The sequence below is a fragment of the Paenibacillus sp. JT31N17 genome (genome assembly GCF_056269255.1).
On record NZ_JBWDNP010000009.1, the window covers coordinates 179,557 to 197,143 of the forward strand.

Here is a 17,587-nt window from a genome sequence, read left to right on the forward strand (position 1 = left end):
ACCTCACACTCTGGTAGCTTCAAAATAAAGCTTTTCCAACGAGTTTTCTGTTGAATTGCCAACCAATTCATTTACATTGCCTTCAACAAGAAGATTCCCGTCATTGATAATGCCTATACGATTGCAAAGCTGCTGCATTTCATGGAGCAAATGACTGGATATGAAAAAGGTGATGTTCTTTTCAGATGAAAGTTGAACAATCATTTCTTTAATCTCTTTCATACCTTGTGGATCAAGCCCGTTGGTCGGTTCATCAAGGATGATTAGTTGGGGATGATTCAAAAGCGCGTTGGCTATCCCCAAACGCTGCTTCATACCCAAAGAATACGTTTTGACCTTATCTTTCGCGCGGCTTCTTAATCTGACGATTTCCAGCACTTCATCAATTCTGCTTTTGTTAAGGCCAGGTACAAGGTTTGCCATCAATGAGAGATTTTCATATCCCGAAAGATAGTCATAAAAAGTTGGTGATTCCACGATAGCGCCAATTTGTGAAATGGCAGGTTTGAAGTCCGTTTTTAAGTTATACCCATTAATTACCACATCTCCCGAATCAGGGATAATTAGGCCAGTCATCATGCGTATTGTGGTTGTCTTTCCCTGTCCATTTCGTCCAAGAAAGCCGTACACATCGCCTTTCATAACTTTCAGATTTAGATTGTTAACGATTTTTCTGCCACGAAACGATTTTGTTAGATTTCGTGTTTCCAATAGCGCATTTGAAATCATAAGTTATTTTCCTTTCTTTTCTTATAATCTGTTTGTTGTCTTATCTATTATCCAGCTAAAAAATAAAATAAAGCATTTGAAAAAATAAACTCGTGATAGGAATTTTATTAAAAATTCATAAACTTTCAACCAAAATAAATAGGCGAAAGCTTCTGGACAATCAAGTATGGTTGAATTGGAAATATGCTTACTTCATTGTAGAGACAGGTACTTTAAAAATAATTAAAAATCCGACCGTTATAATAATTGATAATCCATATGCCAATAAGGGTTTTTTGTAATGAAGGCGAAGCATTATGTAGGTTGCAATATCAAAAAATATTGACCACAAAAAATTCCAACCGTTGTGGTATGTGAGTGCCCCTAAATGTAAAACAATCCACTCTAAAAAGGACTCTAAAAATACCCATAAGATAAGCCACAGAATCTGATTGATCTTTTTATAAGGATAACGCCCTAAATAAACGAAGATTAAGCATGGATAACCAACGACCATAGTTGTCAGATTCGTTAAAGTGTGATTTGGAAATATTACGGTAGGTTGGTATTCCCACATCGCGTAGTTATATGTCAGCAAGTTGTAAGTTAAATCAGTTGTAATCATATATAAAAAAGTTGACTGATATTTTGACCAGTTACGCCAATCTCCCCAACGCCAAGCAATAAAAACATGACCAAGTATCATCAGAAGCATATACATTCGAAATCAACTCGCTTATACAATTTTATTGAAGCTGATTTTAATTAAAGGAATATTGGTCAAGTCTTATTTTGATTCTAGAAAATTTGGTTGCAAATAGTATGCGTATTTATTTCTTTAAGTAACCTCCCTCTATGGAGAAAAGATTGGCTACCAGGATGCCATCGTCGGTATGGAACCGACTGGCCATTATTGGCTGAATCTTGCGCATTGCCTAAGCGGACAGCAAAGTCATGTATGGTGCGGTGAATTCACTGCACGTAAAGAAAAGTAAAGAGTTGGATGGCAATTCGCCAACCAAAATGACATCAAGGATGCAATAGTGATCGCTCAGCTGGTCGAAGACGGGAAAAACGGCCGGATAATCCGTTGAAAAAAATGCAATCCCTCATCGATTTATATAATAAGCTCATTCAAGTCTTGTTCGGTATATAGGGGAGGGAGGTTCCTTAATGAAAAAACCGGCACAATTATGTGCCGGTTGACGGTGCTTAGATTACAATTCTTTTATGATTTCTAAAAACTGATTGAAATCCTCGGATGGATGTAAGGGATATAGCAAACCATAAGGCATTGTGAAATCCAAATCGCTGGGGATGGTCAGTAAGGCCGGATGAACATCTACCCATGCATCCAATGTTAGCAGGACAGTATCACTTTGCTCGCAACGATTGAATACATCAATATCATAAAGGCGCGGAACATCTTTAATTTTGATTTTAGGATGGTTCATTATCAAAAAATTACGAATTCCATCAATTACTGCACTTTTTCCCCCTTTTACCACAGCCAACTTCTCTCCATACAAATCTTTGACAGACAGTGTTTTTTTAGAAGCCAGCCGATGGTTGCGAGATACGGCAAAGCAAAAGCGGTACCTTCCCAGCTCAAGTAAACGGAGATAATCCTCCCAGTCTTCTGTAAGGTATGGCCCTACGATGACATCGAAGTGTTTGCCAATGGTACGATAAGTGGCTGGGAGAGTATAAGCATCATCCTCAAAATGGACGATTTTTATTTTAAACTGCGGATATTGGTCGCTGATTTCATTCCACAAATCCAGCAAAACCTTGCAGGGATTAAGTATAGAGGTGCCCACACGAATAACATGCTGATTTCCCTGTGCACCTTGGCGTATACGCAGCACGGCTTCTTGAAAACTCTGCAAAAATAATGCTGCATCCTTGTTAAATGATTTCCCTGCCTCGGTGAGCTCAACACCCTGGTTAGTGCGAATCAAAAGAGGCACTCCTATATGCTTTTCCAACAAATTAATTTGCTTCATCACAGCGGTTGGAGACACAAATAGTTTTTCAGCTGCCTTGGAGAAGCTACCCGTCTCTGCCACCTGAATAAACGTATTCAATTGTTCATTCATTCAAAGAACCCCTTCATCGCATAAACTTTTAGTTAATGCCATGCTAACTTATTTGAACTTCCGTTTCAAGTGCAAAACAGTTAAATTTGAGAGGCGCTAAAAGAATGGAAATGCCGATCTATTTTGCTCATTTCATGATCCGTTTATTCTTTCAGGAACCTGCTTGACCGATTCCTCCCATAAACGGTTTGGCGAATCTTCTCAAAGAAAGGAACATTTATTATGGAAATTCGTGACAAGGTCGTTCTTATTACTGGAGCATCCGCTGGTATCGGCTTAGCCACAGCACGCCGCTTTGCCACTGCTGGTGCTAAATTAGCACTGGTAGCTCGATCTGCCGATGCACTCAATCATCTCGCCGAAGAATTGCAGAGCCAGGGAAGTGAGGCCGTCGCTCTGCCTGCTGATGTGAGCGATCCGAAGCAGGTTCAAAGAGTCATTGAGGAGACGGTGCGCCACTTTGGCCGCTTGGACGTGGTCATCAATAACGTAGGACAAGCTGCCGTTGGCACGATCGCTGACCTCAATCCTGATGACTTCCGCAAGACCCTGGACCTGAATGTGTTTGGACCATTGGCAGCTATGCAAGCTGTGATCCCTATTATGCGGGAGCAAGGGGGAGGACTGATCATCAATATAAGCTCGGTGGTCTCCAAGATGCGTATTGCTGGAATGGGAGCCTATGCAGCTACCAAAGCTGCTTTGAACATGCTTTCCGATACGGCACGAGGTGAATTAGCCTCAGAGAATATCCGGGTGATTACAGTCTATCCGCGCTCAACCGCAACGGATTTTGGCAAAAACGCTCTGGGTGTTCGGCAGCAGCGACAAGGTTCTTCCACTCCTGCTGATACCCCTGAATTCGTCGCAGAGAAAATCCTGGCTTCAGCATTACACGAGCCAGACGAGCAATATATGGATTAATGAGCTTTTACTGTTCTTGCACATGAGGTGCGCGGAGCATTTTTGCCTGCCGGACTCGCTTACCCGTTCGGGATTTGCCGGTAAGTCAAGAAGCATTTCAAACGTTTGACCGCAGAGAGCAGACTGCTTGTCTACGATCGATGGCAATAGGCAGCGCTCAGAAGTAGGATGCACAAGAGTCTCATGTGCATCCTTCTTTAGTGTTTCTTTTAAACCCCGTTGCAGCTGCACCCCAGGAGCAGTTTGGAATAAGCCATAATAACCCGATCTGACCTAATTCGAAGAGAATAGGCTGACTTCGCGCATCCGTAACGGACGTCGCTTGTTACTCGAATTCTTCGGTAAGGCTATCCACGGGGACGCTGCGCTCTTGCTCCGGCTGCCCTATGGGAAAAATTCTCGCCGATTTCGTCCGTTCATCGACGTGTTGAATATACACCTGTGTCCCTTCGCAGCTGACTATCACCATATCAACTGATTTGGAGATTGCTGTTGCCCGCTGAATGTTCATTATTTTAAAGCCTCCAATATTCAAAGTAGAATTATTATTCCCAAAAGGACTTTTTCTATTTTTGACGGATTGTCAAGCCAAGTGCGACAGCTTGGAGTATGATTCATGAGGTCTGGCCTATGCTTCTTATTAATGAATTTGCTCCTTAAATGCTGTTCCATATCTGAATGAACTGTGCAGCTTCTCCATCCAGGGCGAGTAGGAGGTCCAGATCATCCTGATCCTCTGAAGCAAGATATAATTTATTTTTATTGACATCGAGAATGGAGTGCGTTGCATCGGTATTTGTATCCGATTGGGTGGATGCTCGCATAAGCGCCAAGGCTGTTTTGGATCTCCTTTTATCAATCGGATCCTGCTTGAAATAAAGCTTGACCAGATGAGGTTGTTCGTTTATGACTAGACCTAATTCAGCGTGCGATTTAACCGACAGATTCTCGAACGTCCAAAACGATTTACCTGGATCGAACCATTGAATCTCTTTTTTGCCAAGAAACTTTTTATATGCGTTTACTGCATCGGTGTAACGAGTTTTTCTCTTGTCGTTTGCATTGGTAGCTATGCTCTCTAAATAATCAAATGTTAATCCCTGCTCATGGAATTTTGGAATAGCGTCCCGAAGTCCCTTCCAGTAATCCGCCGCCACAGAGTATTCGTTGTACTTTATTTTACGGATCGAGGACACCTTCCCAGGTCCGCTCGGCTTTAACGAGAAGTCAAGAAACTGAGTTAGGCTGATCGATATTTTTTCTATAGTGTTCATCTAGTGTTCATCTCCTTTATTTATAAATGACAGTTTCCAACAAATTTCCTGCATCGAAAGATGGCTGAGATTACGCTCAACCGCATGGTTAACAGCAGAGGCAGATTGCACCTCTTAATGGGATATGCCGATTTGAAGGCGCTCATGCCCTTCTTCCTTAAAAATCCTCTGGTTCTTGGCCCGGACGATGTAGATTGGAGCGGCGCTCCAGCGGCGCACAGGGTGACGGTGGAGGAAGCCGTGGAACGCACCCGCTCTCTTGCCGTCAAATTCCAGGGGGGAGGACCCGATGGTTACGGTTTATCCGGCGCCACACAGTACGCACAGGGCTTCGCCGGAAATGATTAAGGCCGGTCATCATCTGGCGGTCGAGCTGATACCCTTTCCATATTCATGTCGCGGAAACGTTAAGGGATACGGCCTTAGGCCTATTCATTTTTTAGACTCGTTAGGTGTATTGGATGATTCGGAGGTCGGGTGGATTGGCAGCCGCGGCGGCTCGCTGGCTTATTGTCCCATGGAATAGTTGGGCTTACGGACACAATCAGGTCAACGCAGCAATCGCTCTAAGCCAGGTGGTTTAACTGGAAGAGTTTACGTCCGAAGAAGAGACAGGTGAGGGATTTGCTCTAGAATGTCGCAAAAGAAATGCTGGGATTATCACAATATTTTCCTTTTCAAGAAATTAAAATGCCGACACTCAATGAGTATCAGCACAGAGCTTACTATATTTAGAAACGAGGTGAGATAATGTCTGTCATTGAACACGCAGTTCCAGCCTGTGAGTTTTCTTCTAATATGATTTATTAATGAAGAACATCTGGAGGATTGCCTAAATAGAACCTTGCTGGAGATTTTAAATTAATTAGGTCAAATGGTTGGGGAAAATGCAGGTTGTCCAGGAGATCAACGTTATGTGTTAATAAGATAATTCAATATACACTCCCAGTCTCATTTTTTTAAATTTCGCGTGTTTGATTCACGTCAGGCGCGTGTCGTACGCGTGCTTTCCCCGAAGCATACCTTTGTAGATAAGCGAATGACCTCGAAAGGTCTGTTTGGGCGCTGCATCCGGTACAGCAACTCCTCTGCAGCCCGCATCCCCAGTTGAAACTCATCATTCGTAACCGTTGTAAGCGAAATATCCAGAAGCTTCGTTTCTTTCATCTGGTCAAAACCCGATATGGCGATATCTTCCGGAACCCGCATCCCATTTTCCTTTACGAACCGGATGGCGTGAAGCGCCATAAGGTCGTTACCACATATCAATGCGGTAGGAAGCTGATCGAGTGCTCCAAGTGTATCGGCCATCCCTTCAAAGGATTGATAACTGGTAGAATGTGTGCTCGTTATGCAGTAATTTGGATTTTGCGGAATATTCGATTCATGAAGGGCTCTGCTATATCCCATCCAACGCTCGAACAGGCTGCGGGAATTAATATCTCCTATAAAGCCGATCTCCCGGTGCCCCGACTCAATCAGATGGCGGGTAATCTGGTATACGCTTTCTTCGCTCTCCATTAATACCAGATCGGTTTTGAGGTCGGTCAGCGGCAGTTCGGCATTCAAATCGATAAAAACCTTCGGCAGGGAGTGCTCCAGTAATTTTTCGGTGTAGGCTTTGTTCACCATTCCCACTACAATAAATCCGTCAATTGTACTGTTCAGCATAGGAGGCACCATGAGGGATATGATATCTTCATCTTTGATAAAGGACATCTTCATGTCGTAACCGCTTCCTCTGAGCACATCTTCGACCCCGCTCATCAGGTTCATCCAATATCCGCTTGCACTCAGGTCTATTCGGGTTAAGAAGGCAATGCACTTCGTACTTCGGGAAATAGCGGGTCGTTCGCTGGAGCCGGGGATTATCTTGTTGTAACCCATAGCAATAGCCTGTTCTATGACTTTTTTCCTGGTCTCTTCCGAAATGCTCGCATGATTATTTAGTGCCTTTGATACCGTGTTTCTAGAGATACCCAATTCATTGGAGATGTCGTAAGTTGTCACTTTTTTGTTCACAAGTTTCCAATCCCTCTTTTGTACGATTCTAGCTTAATTTTAATAGTTGAAGAATATTTGTCAACTATTGTGCAAATTTTGCAATATTGTTTACTTTACGAATTGATGAGCCGTCTAAATTGTAACATTATTTTTAGTTTAAAAATATTGACGAAAACAATAAATAAGACCTGTTAACACCTGCATAAAAATGATATTTACACCAAAATGCTATGGTGTTATAATCTACGCAAACAGATTGGTGTGCATAATGATGATAATGTAACGTTTGTAACGGTGCGTGTTTATCTACTTTCGTACACCAATCTTTTTTTGAGGTTGGTATGTAAGCGCTTTATTTTGAAAACCGTTTTCTGTTTGAAACAGGACCGGCCTGGATTTTCGCAATGAATAAAATTTCTTTATGGGAGGCGTTACGATGGCAAAAGTTCGTTTTCTTATGATTGGTGTAGGGGGTATGGGAAGGCAGCACATCCGCAGGCTTTTGAACGTGCCTGAGGCTGAAATCGTCGCTTTGGCGGATCCGTCCGATACGGCAATCGAGCTAGTGAAGGAAACTTATCCTGAGCTCGCAAACATAGCCGTCTATGCGGATTACCGGGAGGCGATCTCCCAGTCCGGTGCGGACGCCGCGGTAATTGTTTCGCCTCACAGCATGCATTTTGAACAAGGAATGGCATGCCTTGACGGCGGCCTCCACGTGCTCATGGAGAAGCCGTTCGTAAGCGGCTCCGATCATGCGGAGCGCATTATTGCACATGCCGAGAAGCTGAACCGGCATTTGGCTGTCGCCTACCAGCGTCACCTGATGAGCCCTTATATCTATATCCACGACTTGATAGAGAAGGGGGAATTGGGGAAGATCAACTACATCTGCGCTTATCAAGCGCAAAGATGGCTGATCGGCGCAACCGGGTCATGGAGGCAAAACCTTGCTTTATCGTGCGGCGGGCAGTTGAACGATTCGGGCAGCCATCTGCTGGATGTCGTGCTTTGGGTAACTGGCCTCGAGCCGGAAAGCGTATCTGCAGTCATTGAGAACCACGGCAGGGAAGTCGATATCGATTCCGCCGTGACCGTCCGTTTCAAGGGGGGCGCAATCGCGACCTTTAATGTGGTTGGCAGTGCCAGCATCAGCTGGCATGAGGATGTTTCGATCCACGGTGATAAAGGATCGGTCTTATACCGCAACAATAAGATATTGGTCGCGAGGGAAGGAGAAAAGTCCCTTACTGAGGTGTCGGTAGAGGAGCTTCCAGCTTCGAGCGATCCGGACATCGATTTCGTTGACCTTGTACTTGGAAGGGTAAGTGAAGCAGCTGCACCGTCCAGCTGCGGTTTAAGAATCGCCCGGCTAACGGAAGCGGCATGGAAGAGCGCCGCTAACGGCAGCAAGGTTATCTCGTTATCAGAATAATTGCGGTTGAGGCTTAACTGACGGTCTAACTCCCCTAGCTGAGTAAATGGATGAATGCAGGAAGCGATAAGGAGGCAAGTACATGATTAGAGGATTGACCCGAGCCGGATTGGGATCAACTTGGAGCAATGAGGAATTTATCCGTAAAGCGGCAGAATACGGCTTCGAATCGGTGGACATTGATGCGAAAAGTTTGATAGGTACTTTGGGCTCGGAGGGCGCGGCAAGCTTGCTTGCCGAAACCGGCATTGTGATTGGCGCGATCGGTCTCCCGGTTGATTGGCGCAGCACAGACGCAGAATTCAGGCAAACACTGCCTGCTCTCGCCGAGTCAGCAGCGGCTGCGGCTGCGCTCAACTGTACCCGCTGTGTCACATACATTCTGCCTTCCACAGATAATCCGTCCGCCCGCTTTATGGCGCAGGCCATCTATCGGCTTCGTGTCTGTGCAGAAATTCTGGGCGCATATGGGCTGCGGTTTGGTCTGGAATTCGTTGGGGCTCACCATGCACGCACGTCCAGGAAGAATCCATTTATTTGGACTGTGGAGGAAACGCTCGATATGGCCGCCGCAATCGGCCTCCCCAATGTCGGACTGCTGGTTGATTCCTATCACTGCCATACGACCGGATTTAAGCCGTCCCAGCTGGAGCAGTTGAAGGCAGAACAAATTGTACATGTTCACATCAACGATGCCAAAGATTTGCCGGTTGAGGAGCTGAGAGACAACGACCGCCTGTACACAGGTGAAGGCGTAATAGACTTGAAAGGCTTCCTCACCGCACTGAAGAAGACCGGTTATGACGGGTCGGTAGCACAAGAGGTGCTGACTCCAGAACTGCCCGCAGCTGATCCTGAGGAGCTTCTGAAGCGGACCAAAGCAGGCTTTGACCATATATTTCCGGACTAATCATATTCATTTATCGGTTTCACTTATCGGTCATTTTGGAGGCGATTACAATTTGGTCAACCGTTGAACATTGAGGAGGGATTGAAGATGAAGAAACGAATCAAAACGAAATGGCTGGGGCTGACGCTGGCCGGCATGATGCTGCTTGCCGCCGCTTGCTCGAACGGCGCAAACAGCGGAAACAATGCGCCAGCGAACAACGAGGCAGCCAATACCGCCGCGCCAAAGAAGCCGCTAGAGCTCAGCATTACGCTGAATGGCGGCCCGAAGACGCCGGATTCGTGGGCTGAGAAAACTTTAGAGGAGCAACTGACAGATAAACTCGGCAGACAGGTGACGATCGATCCGATCTTCCTGCCGGCTTCAGAGGTAGATACGAAGATCAACTTACTGATGAGCGCCAAGAACACCCGACCGAATATACTATGGACCGGCGATACGAAGGAATATTCGAAGTGGGTCCAGGCGGGCATCGTTCAGGACCTTACCCCATCGCTGCAGAAATACGGCAAAGAAATTATCGACTACTATACCAAGGATACGTTGTTTTATCATTGGGATTCCAGCGGTAAATTGTATCAAATTCCCGGAGATGTCGCGGAAGCCGGCACCATGACCACTATCATTCGCAAGGATTGGTTGGATAAATTAGGGCTTGAGGTGCCGAAAACACTTGATGAATTCGTTAACACCCTCCGAGCCTTTACGAACGATGACCCGGACGGCAACGGCAAAAAGGATACGTACGGCTTGTCGGGTGATTACTTTTTCCGCAGTCTCGCGCCGTTCTTCTACGCATACGGGGTGGATCCTGATGCGTTCATCAAACAGGATGACGGATCGATCAAATACGGCGCCACTATGCCGCAGGTCAAAACGGCGCTGCAGCAGATTGCCCAACTGTATGGAGAAGGCGTTATTGACCCCCGAATGGCCAGTGCCGCGAACATTACTAACGAAAAAGTCGATGAAATTTATGCTTCTGGCAAGGTCGGGGCGTTCTACCGTTGGGTCGCCAGCTTCAATCCGTCAAGCAATGCAACCATCAATTTTAAACAGAACAACCCGGGCGGCGAATATATGGCAATTGATCCGGTGGCGGGACCGGACGGATTCAAGTCCGACATTCCGTCTGCCCCAAGAGGCTGGTGCTACCTGGTTGTGACCGACACGGGCTCCGCCGACGACGCGGTGCAGGTGCTCAATGTCATTGCTTCGCCGGAGGTCAATTCCTTGCTGCGGTTCGGCAAGGAAGGCGAGCATTATACAATGGACAACGGCATGTATAACAGAACAGTTACGCCAGACGAAGCCAACAAGCTTGGACTCGACAATTTCTCCTGGGTAATCACGCGCAAGGACGCCTCCAACCTTTCCAATATGCCCGAAGTAACCGAAATGTTCGAGTACAAAATTAAAACGTCCCAGCCGATGCGCGACAAGATCGCTGTATTCAAAGCGACGAACCGTCCGCAATGGGACAAATACTCCACGGATATCGAAAAAGTCCGCGACGAGACGTTCTGGGGCATCATTACAGGCAAGCTCGGCATCGATGAATTCGACAAATTTGTAAGCCAATATCAGCAGCTTGGCGGTAAAGCAGTGGATGAAGAAGCGAACACGCTTTATAGTGCCCAGGAAGAAGAATACGCCAAGTATGACAAATGGTACGAGGAAAACATCACTCCTTATAAGTAAGTCGCTGCACAAAGTTTAATGGCAAAAAGGTGAAGAGTAAGCTCCGGCCCGGAGCTTCTCTTCCATTTCAAGAAGAGATGGGGTGTCCGAATGAAAACCTCTGCAAAAACCTTGGCCCGGACAAATACGGGTTCTTTCAGTCAACGGAAATTGTGGAAGGACATTTTGCGCGACAGGTACTTGTATCTGCTGTTATTGCCCGGCATGCTTCTGATTTTTGTCTTTCGCTACGCCCCGATGTACGGCATCGTCATCGCCTTTCAGGATTACAATATTTATAACGGAATAAAGGGCAGTGAATGGGTCGGTTTCGGGCAATTCAACAAGTTATTCCACTCGCCTGATTTCTACGAGATATTGCGCAATACGCTGGTGATCAGTGTGTACAAGCTGGCGGCGGGCTTTTCCGTTCCCATCATCCTTTCCCTGCTGCTCAATGAATTAAAGAACATGGTCTTTAAACGGATAACGCAATCGATTATTTATTTGCCCCATTTTGTGTCGTGGGTCATTTTCTCCGGCATCCTCATTACCTTCCTGAACCCGGTCGATGGCCTGGTCAATTATATAATCAAAGGCGCCGGCGGAAAACCGATCGATTTTCTCATCAATGTGGATTACTTCCGTTCCATTCTCGTGGTGAGCGATCTGTACAAGGAAGTAGGATGGGGAACGATCATTTATCTGGCGGCCATGTCGGGAGTAAACCCGGAGCTGTACGAGGCCTCACGAATGGACGGGGCGAATAAAGCGAAGCAGATGTGGCATGTGACGCTTCCGGCGATTCGGCCTGTTATTATCATTCTCGTTATCCTCAGTTTGGCCAACATTCTGGAAGCTGGATTTCAGCAAATCTTCCTGCTGTACAGCCCGCTCGTATACGATGTCGGCGACATTATCGATACTTACGTCTACAGGGTGGGGATTGCCGACGCCAATTACAGCTATGCAACCGCGGCTGGCGTATTTAAGTCTTTGATTGCGATGATCTTAATCGTATCGGCCAATAAAATCGTGAAGAAATTCGGACAAGACGGGCTCTGGTAGGAGGTGGGGACTTGATTGGATTATCGAAGGGTGAACGGTTGTTCCATGTGCTGAATTATATATTTTTTATTTTGCTGATGGTTGCGATGATCTACCCGTTTTGGTATATCGTCATGGGCTCGTTAAGCGAACCGGAAAAGACAATGGGCGGCGGACTTTTTCTGAAGCCTGAGGGCTTTTCGTTATACGCTTACAAGGCGGTATTGCAAAATATATCGCTGCTGACCGGCTTTCAGGTGACGGTTATCTCGACCTTGGGCGGTGTGCTGATCGGGACGTTATTCACCGCAACGACGGCCTATGCCCTCTCAAGAAAGCGGCTGCGCGGGCAGAAGACCTTTGCGCTGCTCATTCTGTTCACGATGCTGTTCAGTGGCGGGCTGATCCCCACATATCTTCTGGTCAAAGGGCTGGGCATGATCGATTCCTACTGGGCGCTGATTCTGCCAAATGCAATGGGAGCATGGAACATTTTTGTCATGCTGAGCTTCTTCCGCGGCATACCGGATGAGCTGGAGGAGGCGGCCAAGATCGATGGGGCGGGCGATTTGACTGTATTTTTCCGTATCGTGCTCCCGCTGTCCAATGCCGTTATTGCGACGATCTCCTTGTTTATCGCCGTCGGGTACTGGAATGATTTCTTCAGCTCGCTCCTTTATATGACGGAAAAGAATATGTGGCAGCTGCAGTTGGTGCTCAATGATTTAATCAGCAACACGAGCGCTGCAGCCGAGCAGTCGGGACTTTCCATCGGCTTTCAAAACCAGGTGAATGTATTTACGATTCGCATGGCTGCAATTATGGTATCCACAATTCCAATTTTGATCGTCTATCCGTTTTTGCAAAAGCATTTTGTGAAAGGAGCCTTGATCGGTTCCGTCAAAGGATGATATTGTCCAACGAATGATATACAATGACAGCTGAATTTGGATCGCGTTGTTCATCTTCAGACTCGTTTTGATTAACAGTATTGAAACACTAAATACATTTCTTTACAATGAGCTATCCCAATAATATGATGAAGATGCTGTTACAAATTAAACAGAACCTAAAGCAACGGGAGGAGGATAATGTCTTTAAGCGGTTTTGTGAGCGCTTCCTTTTTAAGTCCCAAGTCAAACAACCGCTCCATGTCATTCAGGCTGCCAGACGGCAGTCTTTTTGGCAACATTACAGAGATTTGCAGACGGATAAAGGGATGGCATTCGGATTAAGGGAGTGATGATTTTGAAAGCGATTGCGATCAGCGGCGGAGAGAGTCAGGCGACAGTGTCGTTGGCGGATATCCCGAAGCCGGATTTGACCGGTCCGCAGGACGTTTTGATTCGGGTGCTTTGCGTCGGACTCGACGGAACGGACCGGGAGATCATCGTAGACAACTTTGCCAGATACCCCGAAGGCAGATCGGAAATGGTAATCGGTCACGAGCTGTTGGGCGTTATCGAGGAAGCCGGATCCGAGTCCGGACTATCCCGCGGTGATCTGGTTACGGCTCTTGTAAGGAGACCTTGCGGTGAAGAAGCGTGCGTCAATTGCCGCAACGCTCAGCAAGACTTTTGCCAAACCGGCCGTTACACGGAACGGGGGATAACAGGTGCGGACGGCTATCTGTGCGAGTATGTAGCGGAGCATTCAAAATATGTTGTTAAAGTTCCTGATGAGTGCCTGCCGTACGGGGTTTTTGTCGAACCGCAAAGCATCGTGGAAAAAGTATATGCACAAACCTTAAAGATTCAGCAGCGCATGATATGGCAGCCCCGGACGGTGCTTATTTTAGGTTCCGGGCCTTTGGGCATTTTGGCGGCGTTGACATGCAGAGTTCTCGGCCTTGACACGTACGTTTGGTCCAAATCTGACTCTGCAAGCATGAACGCGGACATCATTCGCCGCATCGGTGCACATTACCGGGAAGCTGAATCCTCCGCCGAAGACGCATTCTTGTCCGGTCTAACCGCATACTCGAAACAATTGGGCATAAGCTTTGATATGGTTTGGGAATGCACCGGGCATGCGCCTCTCGGTTACGAGGCGATCCCACTGGTGAACAATAACGGAATCCTCGCGCTTCTCGGCATTACTCCCGGCAGCGGCCGGCTGGATTTGCCGAGCGATTCGACGTATCAGGAAATGGTCATCAAAAATAAGTGTATCATTGGCTCCGTCAATGCGTCGTATCATGATTTTACGGCCGCCATCCATCGTCTTCGCGACATCGAGAGCCATTATCCAGGCATGCTGGGCATGCTCCAGACGAACCGGTTGTCCTTCGAGGATGTACCGGCTATCGATTTTGGCAAGATGACCATAAAAGCGGTTGTTGATGTGGTTCCCCAAGATCAGTGGGCTTCTGTGAAGAAGAAATTCAAGGAGGACATATGACGATGAGCAAAAAACAAATCCGGATTGGCATGATTGGCTATAAATTCATGGGCAAGGCCCATTCCCACGCATACAGGGATGTGCCATTCTTTTTTGACAGCGACGGCATTCCGGTGATGCAGGCGATTTGCGGACGCAACGAGGGTGCTGTGAAGGCGGCTGCTCAGAAGCTGGGTTGGGCATCGTACGAAACCGATTGGCGCAAGCTGATCGAACGAGACGATATTGATTTGATCGATATCGGTGCCCCGAATAACGCTCATGCGGAAATTGCCATTGCCGCTGCTCAAGCAGGCAAACATATCCTCTGCGAGAAGCCGCTTGCGATGAGCGTGGAGCAAGCCCAAAAAATGCTGGAGGCGGTCAACAAAGCCGGGGTTATCCACATGATTTGTCATAACTATCGCTTTGTGCCGGCCGTTCAATATGCAAAGAAGCTGATCGACGAAGGAAAACTTGGCAGCATCTATCATATTAGAGCGAATTACTTGCAAGACTGGATTATAGACCCGAACTTCCCGTTGGTATGGCGTTTGAAAAAAGAAGTTTGCGGTACCGGCGCGCTTGGGGATCTTGCCGCTCATTCGCTTGATCTTGCCCGTTTTCTGGTAGGCGAGTTTAAGGAAGTGAACGGAATGATGGAAACCTTTATCAAGGAACGTCCGATCGGGGAAATGAGCGGCGGCTTAAGCGCCAGTGTGAAGAGCGGAGCTCTCGGGAAAGTCGACGTAGACGATGCGTCTATATTTATGGCCCGCTTCGAAAACGGAGCTGTCGGGGTTTTTGAAGCTACGCGCTTTGCCGGCGGCAACCGCAACGGAAACCGCTTCGAAATCAACGGCACGAAGGGTTCGATCCGTTGGGATATGGAGCAGATGAACACCCTGCAATTTTATTCCGCAGATGATGAGACCGGAACGCAGGGGTTCCGCTCCATTAATTGCCAGGAGGAAGTCCATCCTTTTGCAGGAGCGTATTGGCCGCCAGCCCATATTATCGGCTATGAGCATACGTTTATAAATCTGATCTCGGAACTGATGAACGGCATTGCCAACGGCCAAAATCCGACGCCTAATTTCGAGGACGGCCTTAACAACCAAATGGTGCTGGAAGCCGTGGAGAAATCGGCTCAGACAGGGCGGTGGGTATCCATATCGGATGTTAGATGAATGAAAAAAATATGAGACTGTACGAAAGCGGATATAGAGGATATTTGTCGCTGGAACTGTTTATTGAAGACTTCGAGGCCAAGAGCGCTTTGGAGTTGGCGAAGCTCGAATTGGATTCAATTGTGAATACGTATCTCATCGAGGCATGACAAGCGGATAAAACAGCGAATAAATGGAGCGAATGCACTGGAAGGCGGGATCGGCATGGGAAGCCGGCTTAACGGCAAGGTGGTCGTCATAACAGGTGGAACGAAGGGTATCGGGAAGGGAATCGCTTTAATGTGCGCCAAAGAAGGTGCGTCGGTTGTGGTGGGGGGAAGGAATGAAAAAGACGGTGCCAAAGTTGTACAGGAGATAAAGGATGTCGATAACGCAGAGGCGTTGTTTGTCAAAGGGGACATCAGCAAAGAAACGGCGTGCAAGCAGCTGATCGATGAAACGATTAACAGGTTTGGCAGAATCGACGGTCTTGTAAACAACGCCGGCATTTTCCCGCGAGGCTCGATGGTGGATACATCCGAGGAAATGTTTGATTCGATTTTTGCCGTTAATATGAAAGGCGCTTTCTTCTGTTCAATGTACGCGATTCAGTCGATGCTGAAAACCGGCGGTGGTTCCATCGTCCATATGGGCTCGACGAACGGCTATAAAGGCGGAAAAGAATTGGCCGCTTACTCCTGTTCCAAAGGAGCAGTGCTCACGTTAAACCGCCACATCGCAGCCCATTATGGAAGCAAGCATATACGTTCGAACTGGGTTACCGTCGGCTGGGTTGCCTCCGAGGGGGAAATTGAACTTCATCAGAACATGGGCATAAGCCCGGACGATTTGCAGAAGAAGGCGTCGTCGCATATTCCTTCTGGCCGCATGCAAACACCTGAGGATATGGGGTATGGAACAGTCTTCTTATTGTCTGATGAATCAAGCCAAGTAACCGGCACCGAGCTGCACATCAATGGGGGGATCGGCTTATGACGGACAAACCACACAAACGTACAGGGGAAGCGCTAATCCAAGAGATCGACGATACCCGTGTACCGTTTGGTATGCTCGCTATTTGGTTTCTCGGCCAGTGCAGCGTCGTGGTCAAGGGGGGAGATACGGTCATTTACATCGATCCGTATTTGACTCCATCGGTGTATCGGGCATTTGAGCCGCCGCTTATGCCGGGGCAAATGACGAACGCGAATTATATTTTAGTTACCCATGACCATATGGATCATATGGATCCGGACACCATTTCCGCTTTAGCGGAGGCCCACGAAGACCCGGTTTATATGGCGCCGGGATATTGCCGGGAATCGATGCTGCAATTCGGGGTTCGACCGGAGAAGCTGATCTTGGCGCGAACGAATGAGTGGTGGAATGGGCCGGGATTCCGGATCAAACCGCTGCCCTCAGCCCATGAAGAGTTGGAATACGACGATGAGCTGGATCACCGATTCGTAGGCTATGTTGTGGAACTCAACGGCGTTACGATGTATCACGCTGGCGACACTACTGTATATCCCGGTTTGATCGAAGCGTTGCAAGCTGAATCGATAGACCTCGGTATGGTACCGATCAACGGGCGCGACCCGTTCCGCAATGCAAAGAATATCGTAGGCAACATGAATTATCGGGAAGCGGCAGAGCTCTCGGTCGCAGCCGGCTTCGATACCGTCATTCCGCTTCATTATGATATGTTCGCAGGAAATTCGGAACACCCGGGTTATTTTATCGACTATCTATACGATCGGCACCCGACGCAGAAGAGCCATGTGTTAGCACGGTTCGAGCGATTTGTGTACGTTTCCGCCACAGCATTGTGTTGATAAAAAGAGGGTTGAGAATGAACCAACCGTATCGTGTGGCCTTTATCGGCTTCGGGAAATGCGCCTATTTGCACTACTCTTGGTGTAAAAGGCTATGGCAGATTAACGGCTCTCGAGATGGTA

Annotated in this window: 18 protein-coding genes and 1 pseudogene; 13 read left to right on the plus strand and 6 right to left on the minus strand. The window is 47.4% G+C overall.

Annotation, left to right across the window (positions count from 1 at the left end; all coding sequences use genetic code 11):
* Positions 1 to 3 precede the first annotated feature (3 nt).
* Both AC0YOB_RS25105 and AC0YOB_RS25110 read right to left on the minus strand, forming a co-directional pair.
* The gene (locus tag AC0YOB_RS25105) at positions 4 to 729 is read right to left on the minus strand and encodes an ABC transporter ATP-binding protein (protein ID WP_475795090.1); all 726 of its coding nucleotides are present in this window, start codon (positions 727 to 729) and stop codon (positions 4 to 6) included.
* A gap of 187 nt (positions 730 to 916) precedes the next feature.
* The gene (locus AC0YOB_RS25110; protein WP_475795091.1) at positions 917 to 1,429 is read right to left on the minus strand and encodes a CBO0543 family protein; all 513 of its coding nucleotides are present in this window, start codon (positions 1,427 to 1,429) and stop codon (positions 917 to 919) included.
* Between the two features lie 163 nt (positions 1,430 to 1,592).
* On the opposite strand from AC0YOB_RS25110, the pseudogene AC0YOB_RS25115 reads away from it, so the two are divergent.
* Positions 1,593 to 1,781: pseudogene (locus AC0YOB_RS25115) on the plus strand (IS110 family transposase); the annotation flags it as partial.
* Positions 1,782 to 1,925: 144 nt separating this feature from the next.
* Here AC0YOB_RS25115 and AC0YOB_RS25120 read toward each other — a convergent pair.
* The gene (locus tag AC0YOB_RS25120; protein WP_475795092.1) at positions 1,926 to 2,807 is read right to left on the minus strand and encodes a LysR family transcriptional regulator; all 882 of its coding nucleotides are present in this window, start codon (positions 2,805 to 2,807) and stop codon (positions 1,926 to 1,928) included.
* A 222-nt stretch (positions 2,808 to 3,029) separates the two neighbouring features.
* Between AC0YOB_RS25120 and AC0YOB_RS25125 the strand changes: the two genes are divergently transcribed.
* Positions 3,030 to 3,731 carry an SDR family NAD(P)-dependent oxidoreductase gene (locus tag AC0YOB_RS25125; protein ID WP_475795093.1) on the plus strand — a complete coding sequence of 234 codons (702 nt, stop codon included), beginning with the start codon at positions 3,030 to 3,032 and terminating at the stop codon, positions 3,729 to 3,731.
* A 325-nt stretch (positions 3,732 to 4,056) separates the two neighbouring features.
* On the opposite strand, the gene AC0YOB_RS25130 is transcribed toward AC0YOB_RS25125, so the two are convergent.
* Together AC0YOB_RS25130 and AC0YOB_RS25135 are read right to left on the minus strand one after the other, a co-directional pair.
* Positions 4,057 to 4,242, minus strand: coding sequence for an H-type small acid-soluble spore protein (locus AC0YOB_RS25130; protein ID WP_475795094.1), 186 nt, complete (start codon positions 4,240 to 4,242; stop codon positions 4,057 to 4,059).
* Between the two features lie 145 nt (positions 4,243 to 4,387).
* Entirely contained in the window at positions 4,388 to 5,005 is a 618-nt protein-coding gene (locus AC0YOB_RS25135) for a hypothetical protein (protein ID WP_475795095.1), read from the minus strand.
* Between the two features lie 117 nt (positions 5,006 to 5,122).
* Here AC0YOB_RS25135 and AC0YOB_RS25140 point away from each other — a divergent pair, with 117 nt between their 5' ends.
* Positions 5,123 to 5,353 carry a hypothetical protein gene (locus AC0YOB_RS25140; RefSeq protein ID WP_475795096.1) on the plus strand — a complete coding sequence of 77 codons (231 nt, stop codon included), beginning with the start codon at positions 5,123 to 5,125 and terminating at the stop codon, positions 5,351 to 5,353.
* A 636-nt stretch (positions 5,354 to 5,989) separates the two neighbouring features.
* On the opposite strand, the gene AC0YOB_RS25145 is transcribed toward AC0YOB_RS25140, so the two are convergent.
* Positions 5,990 to 7,027 (minus strand): LacI family DNA-binding transcriptional regulator, encoded by a 1,038-nt coding sequence (locus tag AC0YOB_RS25145; protein WP_475795097.1) that lies wholly within the window; start codon positions 7,025 to 7,027, stop codon positions 5,990 to 5,992.
* 418 nt (positions 7,028 to 7,445) lie between these two features.
* Here AC0YOB_RS25145 and AC0YOB_RS25150 point away from each other — a divergent pair, with 418 nt between their 5' ends.
* From AC0YOB_RS25150 to AC0YOB_RS25195, 10 genes are all read left to right on the plus strand, one after another.
* Complete coding sequence (locus AC0YOB_RS25150) at positions 7,446 to 8,444, plus strand: Gfo/Idh/MocA family protein (RefSeq protein ID WP_475795098.1); 999 nt, start codon at positions 7,446 to 7,448, stop codon at positions 8,442 to 8,444.
* An 82-nt stretch (positions 8,445 to 8,526) separates the two neighbouring features.
* Positions 8,527 to 9,354 carry a sugar phosphate isomerase/epimerase family protein gene (locus AC0YOB_RS25155; protein WP_475795099.1) on the plus strand — a complete coding sequence of 276 codons (828 nt, stop codon included), beginning with the start codon at positions 8,527 to 8,529 and terminating at the stop codon, positions 9,352 to 9,354.
* Positions 9,355 to 9,441: 87 nt separating this feature from the next.
* The gene (locus AC0YOB_RS25160) at positions 9,442 to 11,055 is read left to right on the plus strand and encodes a type 2 periplasmic-binding domain-containing protein (RefSeq protein WP_475795100.1); all 1,614 of its coding nucleotides are present in this window, start codon (positions 9,442 to 9,444) and stop codon (positions 11,053 to 11,055) included.
* Between the two features lie 90 nt (positions 11,056 to 11,145).
* Positions 11,146 to 12,102: an ABC transporter permease gene (locus tag AC0YOB_RS25165; protein WP_475795101.1), complete on the plus strand. Its 957-nt coding sequence runs from the start codon at positions 11,146 to 11,148 to the stop codon at positions 12,100 to 12,102.
* Positions 12,103 to 12,113: 11 nt separating this feature from the next.
* Positions 12,114 to 12,992, plus strand: coding sequence for a carbohydrate ABC transporter permease (locus tag AC0YOB_RS25170; protein WP_475795102.1), 879 nt, complete (start codon positions 12,114 to 12,116; stop codon positions 12,990 to 12,992).
* Positions 12,993 to 13,329: 337 nt separating this feature from the next.
* On the plus strand, positions 13,330 to 14,481 hold the full coding sequence (locus AC0YOB_RS25175) for a glucose 1-dehydrogenase (protein WP_475795103.1): 1,152 nt from the start codon (positions 13,330 to 13,332) through the stop codon (positions 14,479 to 14,481).
* 2 nt (positions 14,482 to 14,483) lie between these two features.
* Positions 14,484 to 15,650, plus strand: a complete 1,167-nt coding sequence (locus AC0YOB_RS25180) for a Gfo/Idh/MocA family protein (protein WP_475795104.1) — start codon at positions 14,484 to 14,486, stop codon at positions 15,648 to 15,650.
* Positions 15,647 to 15,799: a hypothetical protein gene (locus tag AC0YOB_RS25185; protein ID WP_475795105.1), complete on the plus strand. Its 153-nt coding sequence runs from the start codon at positions 15,647 to 15,649 to the stop codon at positions 15,797 to 15,799. The genes AC0YOB_RS25180 and AC0YOB_RS25185 overlap by 4 nt, the downstream gene beginning before the upstream one ends.
* Positions 15,800 to 15,854: 55 nt before the next feature.
* The gene (locus AC0YOB_RS25190; RefSeq protein WP_475788654.1) at positions 15,855 to 16,625 is read left to right on the plus strand and encodes an SDR family NAD(P)-dependent oxidoreductase; all 771 of its coding nucleotides are present in this window, start codon (positions 15,855 to 15,857) and stop codon (positions 16,623 to 16,625) included.
* Positions 16,622 to 17,464 (plus strand): MBL fold metallo-hydrolase, encoded by an 843-nt coding sequence (locus tag AC0YOB_RS25195; protein ID WP_475795106.1) that lies wholly within the window; start codon positions 16,622 to 16,624, stop codon positions 17,462 to 17,464. The genes AC0YOB_RS25190 and AC0YOB_RS25195 overlap by 4 nt, the downstream gene beginning before the upstream one ends.
* The last annotated feature ends 123 nt before the right edge of the window (positions 17,465 to 17,587 follow it).

Coding starts and splice junctions, on each gene's coding strand:
- AC0YOB_RS25140 (WP_475795096.1), top strand. CDS start 5,123: ATGGGATATGCCGATTTGAAGGCGCTCATGCCCTTCTTCCTTAAAAAT.
- AC0YOB_RS25155 (WP_475795099.1), top strand. CDS start 8,527: ATGATTAGAGGATTGACCCGAGCCGGATTGGGATCAACTTGGAGCAAT.
- AC0YOB_RS25105 (WP_475795090.1), bottom strand. CDS start 729: ATGATTTCAAATGCGCTATTGGAAACACGAAATCTAACAAAATCGTTT.
- AC0YOB_RS25120 (WP_475795092.1), bottom strand. CDS start 2,807: ATGAATGAACAATTGAATACGTTTATTCAGGTGGCAGAGACGGGTAGC.
- AC0YOB_RS25130 (WP_475795094.1), bottom strand. CDS start 4,242: ATGAACATTCAGCGGGCAACAGCAATCTCCAAATCAGTTGATATGGTG.
- AC0YOB_RS25150 (WP_475795098.1), top strand. CDS start 7,446: ATGGCAAAAGTTCGTTTTCTTATGATTGGTGTAGGGGGTATGGGAAGG.
- AC0YOB_RS25185 (WP_475795105.1), top strand. CDS start 15,647: ATGAATGAAAAAAATATGAGACTGTACGAAAGCGGATATAGAGGATAT.
- AC0YOB_RS25190 (WP_475788654.1), top strand. CDS start 15,855: ATGGGAAGCCGGCTTAACGGCAAGGTGGTCGTCATAACAGGTGGAACG.
- AC0YOB_RS25180 (WP_475795104.1), top strand. CDS start 14,484: ATGAGCAAAAAACAAATCCGGATTGGCATGATTGGCTATAAATTCATG.
- AC0YOB_RS25125 (WP_475795093.1), top strand. CDS start 3,030: ATGGAAATTCGTGACAAGGTCGTTCTTATTACTGGAGCATCCGCTGGT.
- AC0YOB_RS25135 (WP_475795095.1), bottom strand. CDS start 5,005: ATGAACACTATAGAAAAAATATCGATCAGCCTAACTCAGTTTCTTGAC.
- AC0YOB_RS25195 (WP_475795106.1), top strand. CDS start 16,622: ATGACGGACAAACCACACAAACGTACAGGGGAAGCGCTAATCCAAGAG.
- AC0YOB_RS25160 (WP_475795100.1), top strand. CDS start 9,442: ATGAAGAAACGAATCAAAACGAAATGGCTGGGGCTGACGCTGGCCGGC.
- AC0YOB_RS25110 (WP_475795091.1), bottom strand. CDS start 1,429: ATGTATATGCTTCTGATGATACTTGGTCATGTTTTTATTGCTTGGCGT.
- AC0YOB_RS25165 (WP_475795101.1), top strand. CDS start 11,146: ATGAAAACCTCTGCAAAAACCTTGGCCCGGACAAATACGGGTTCTTTC.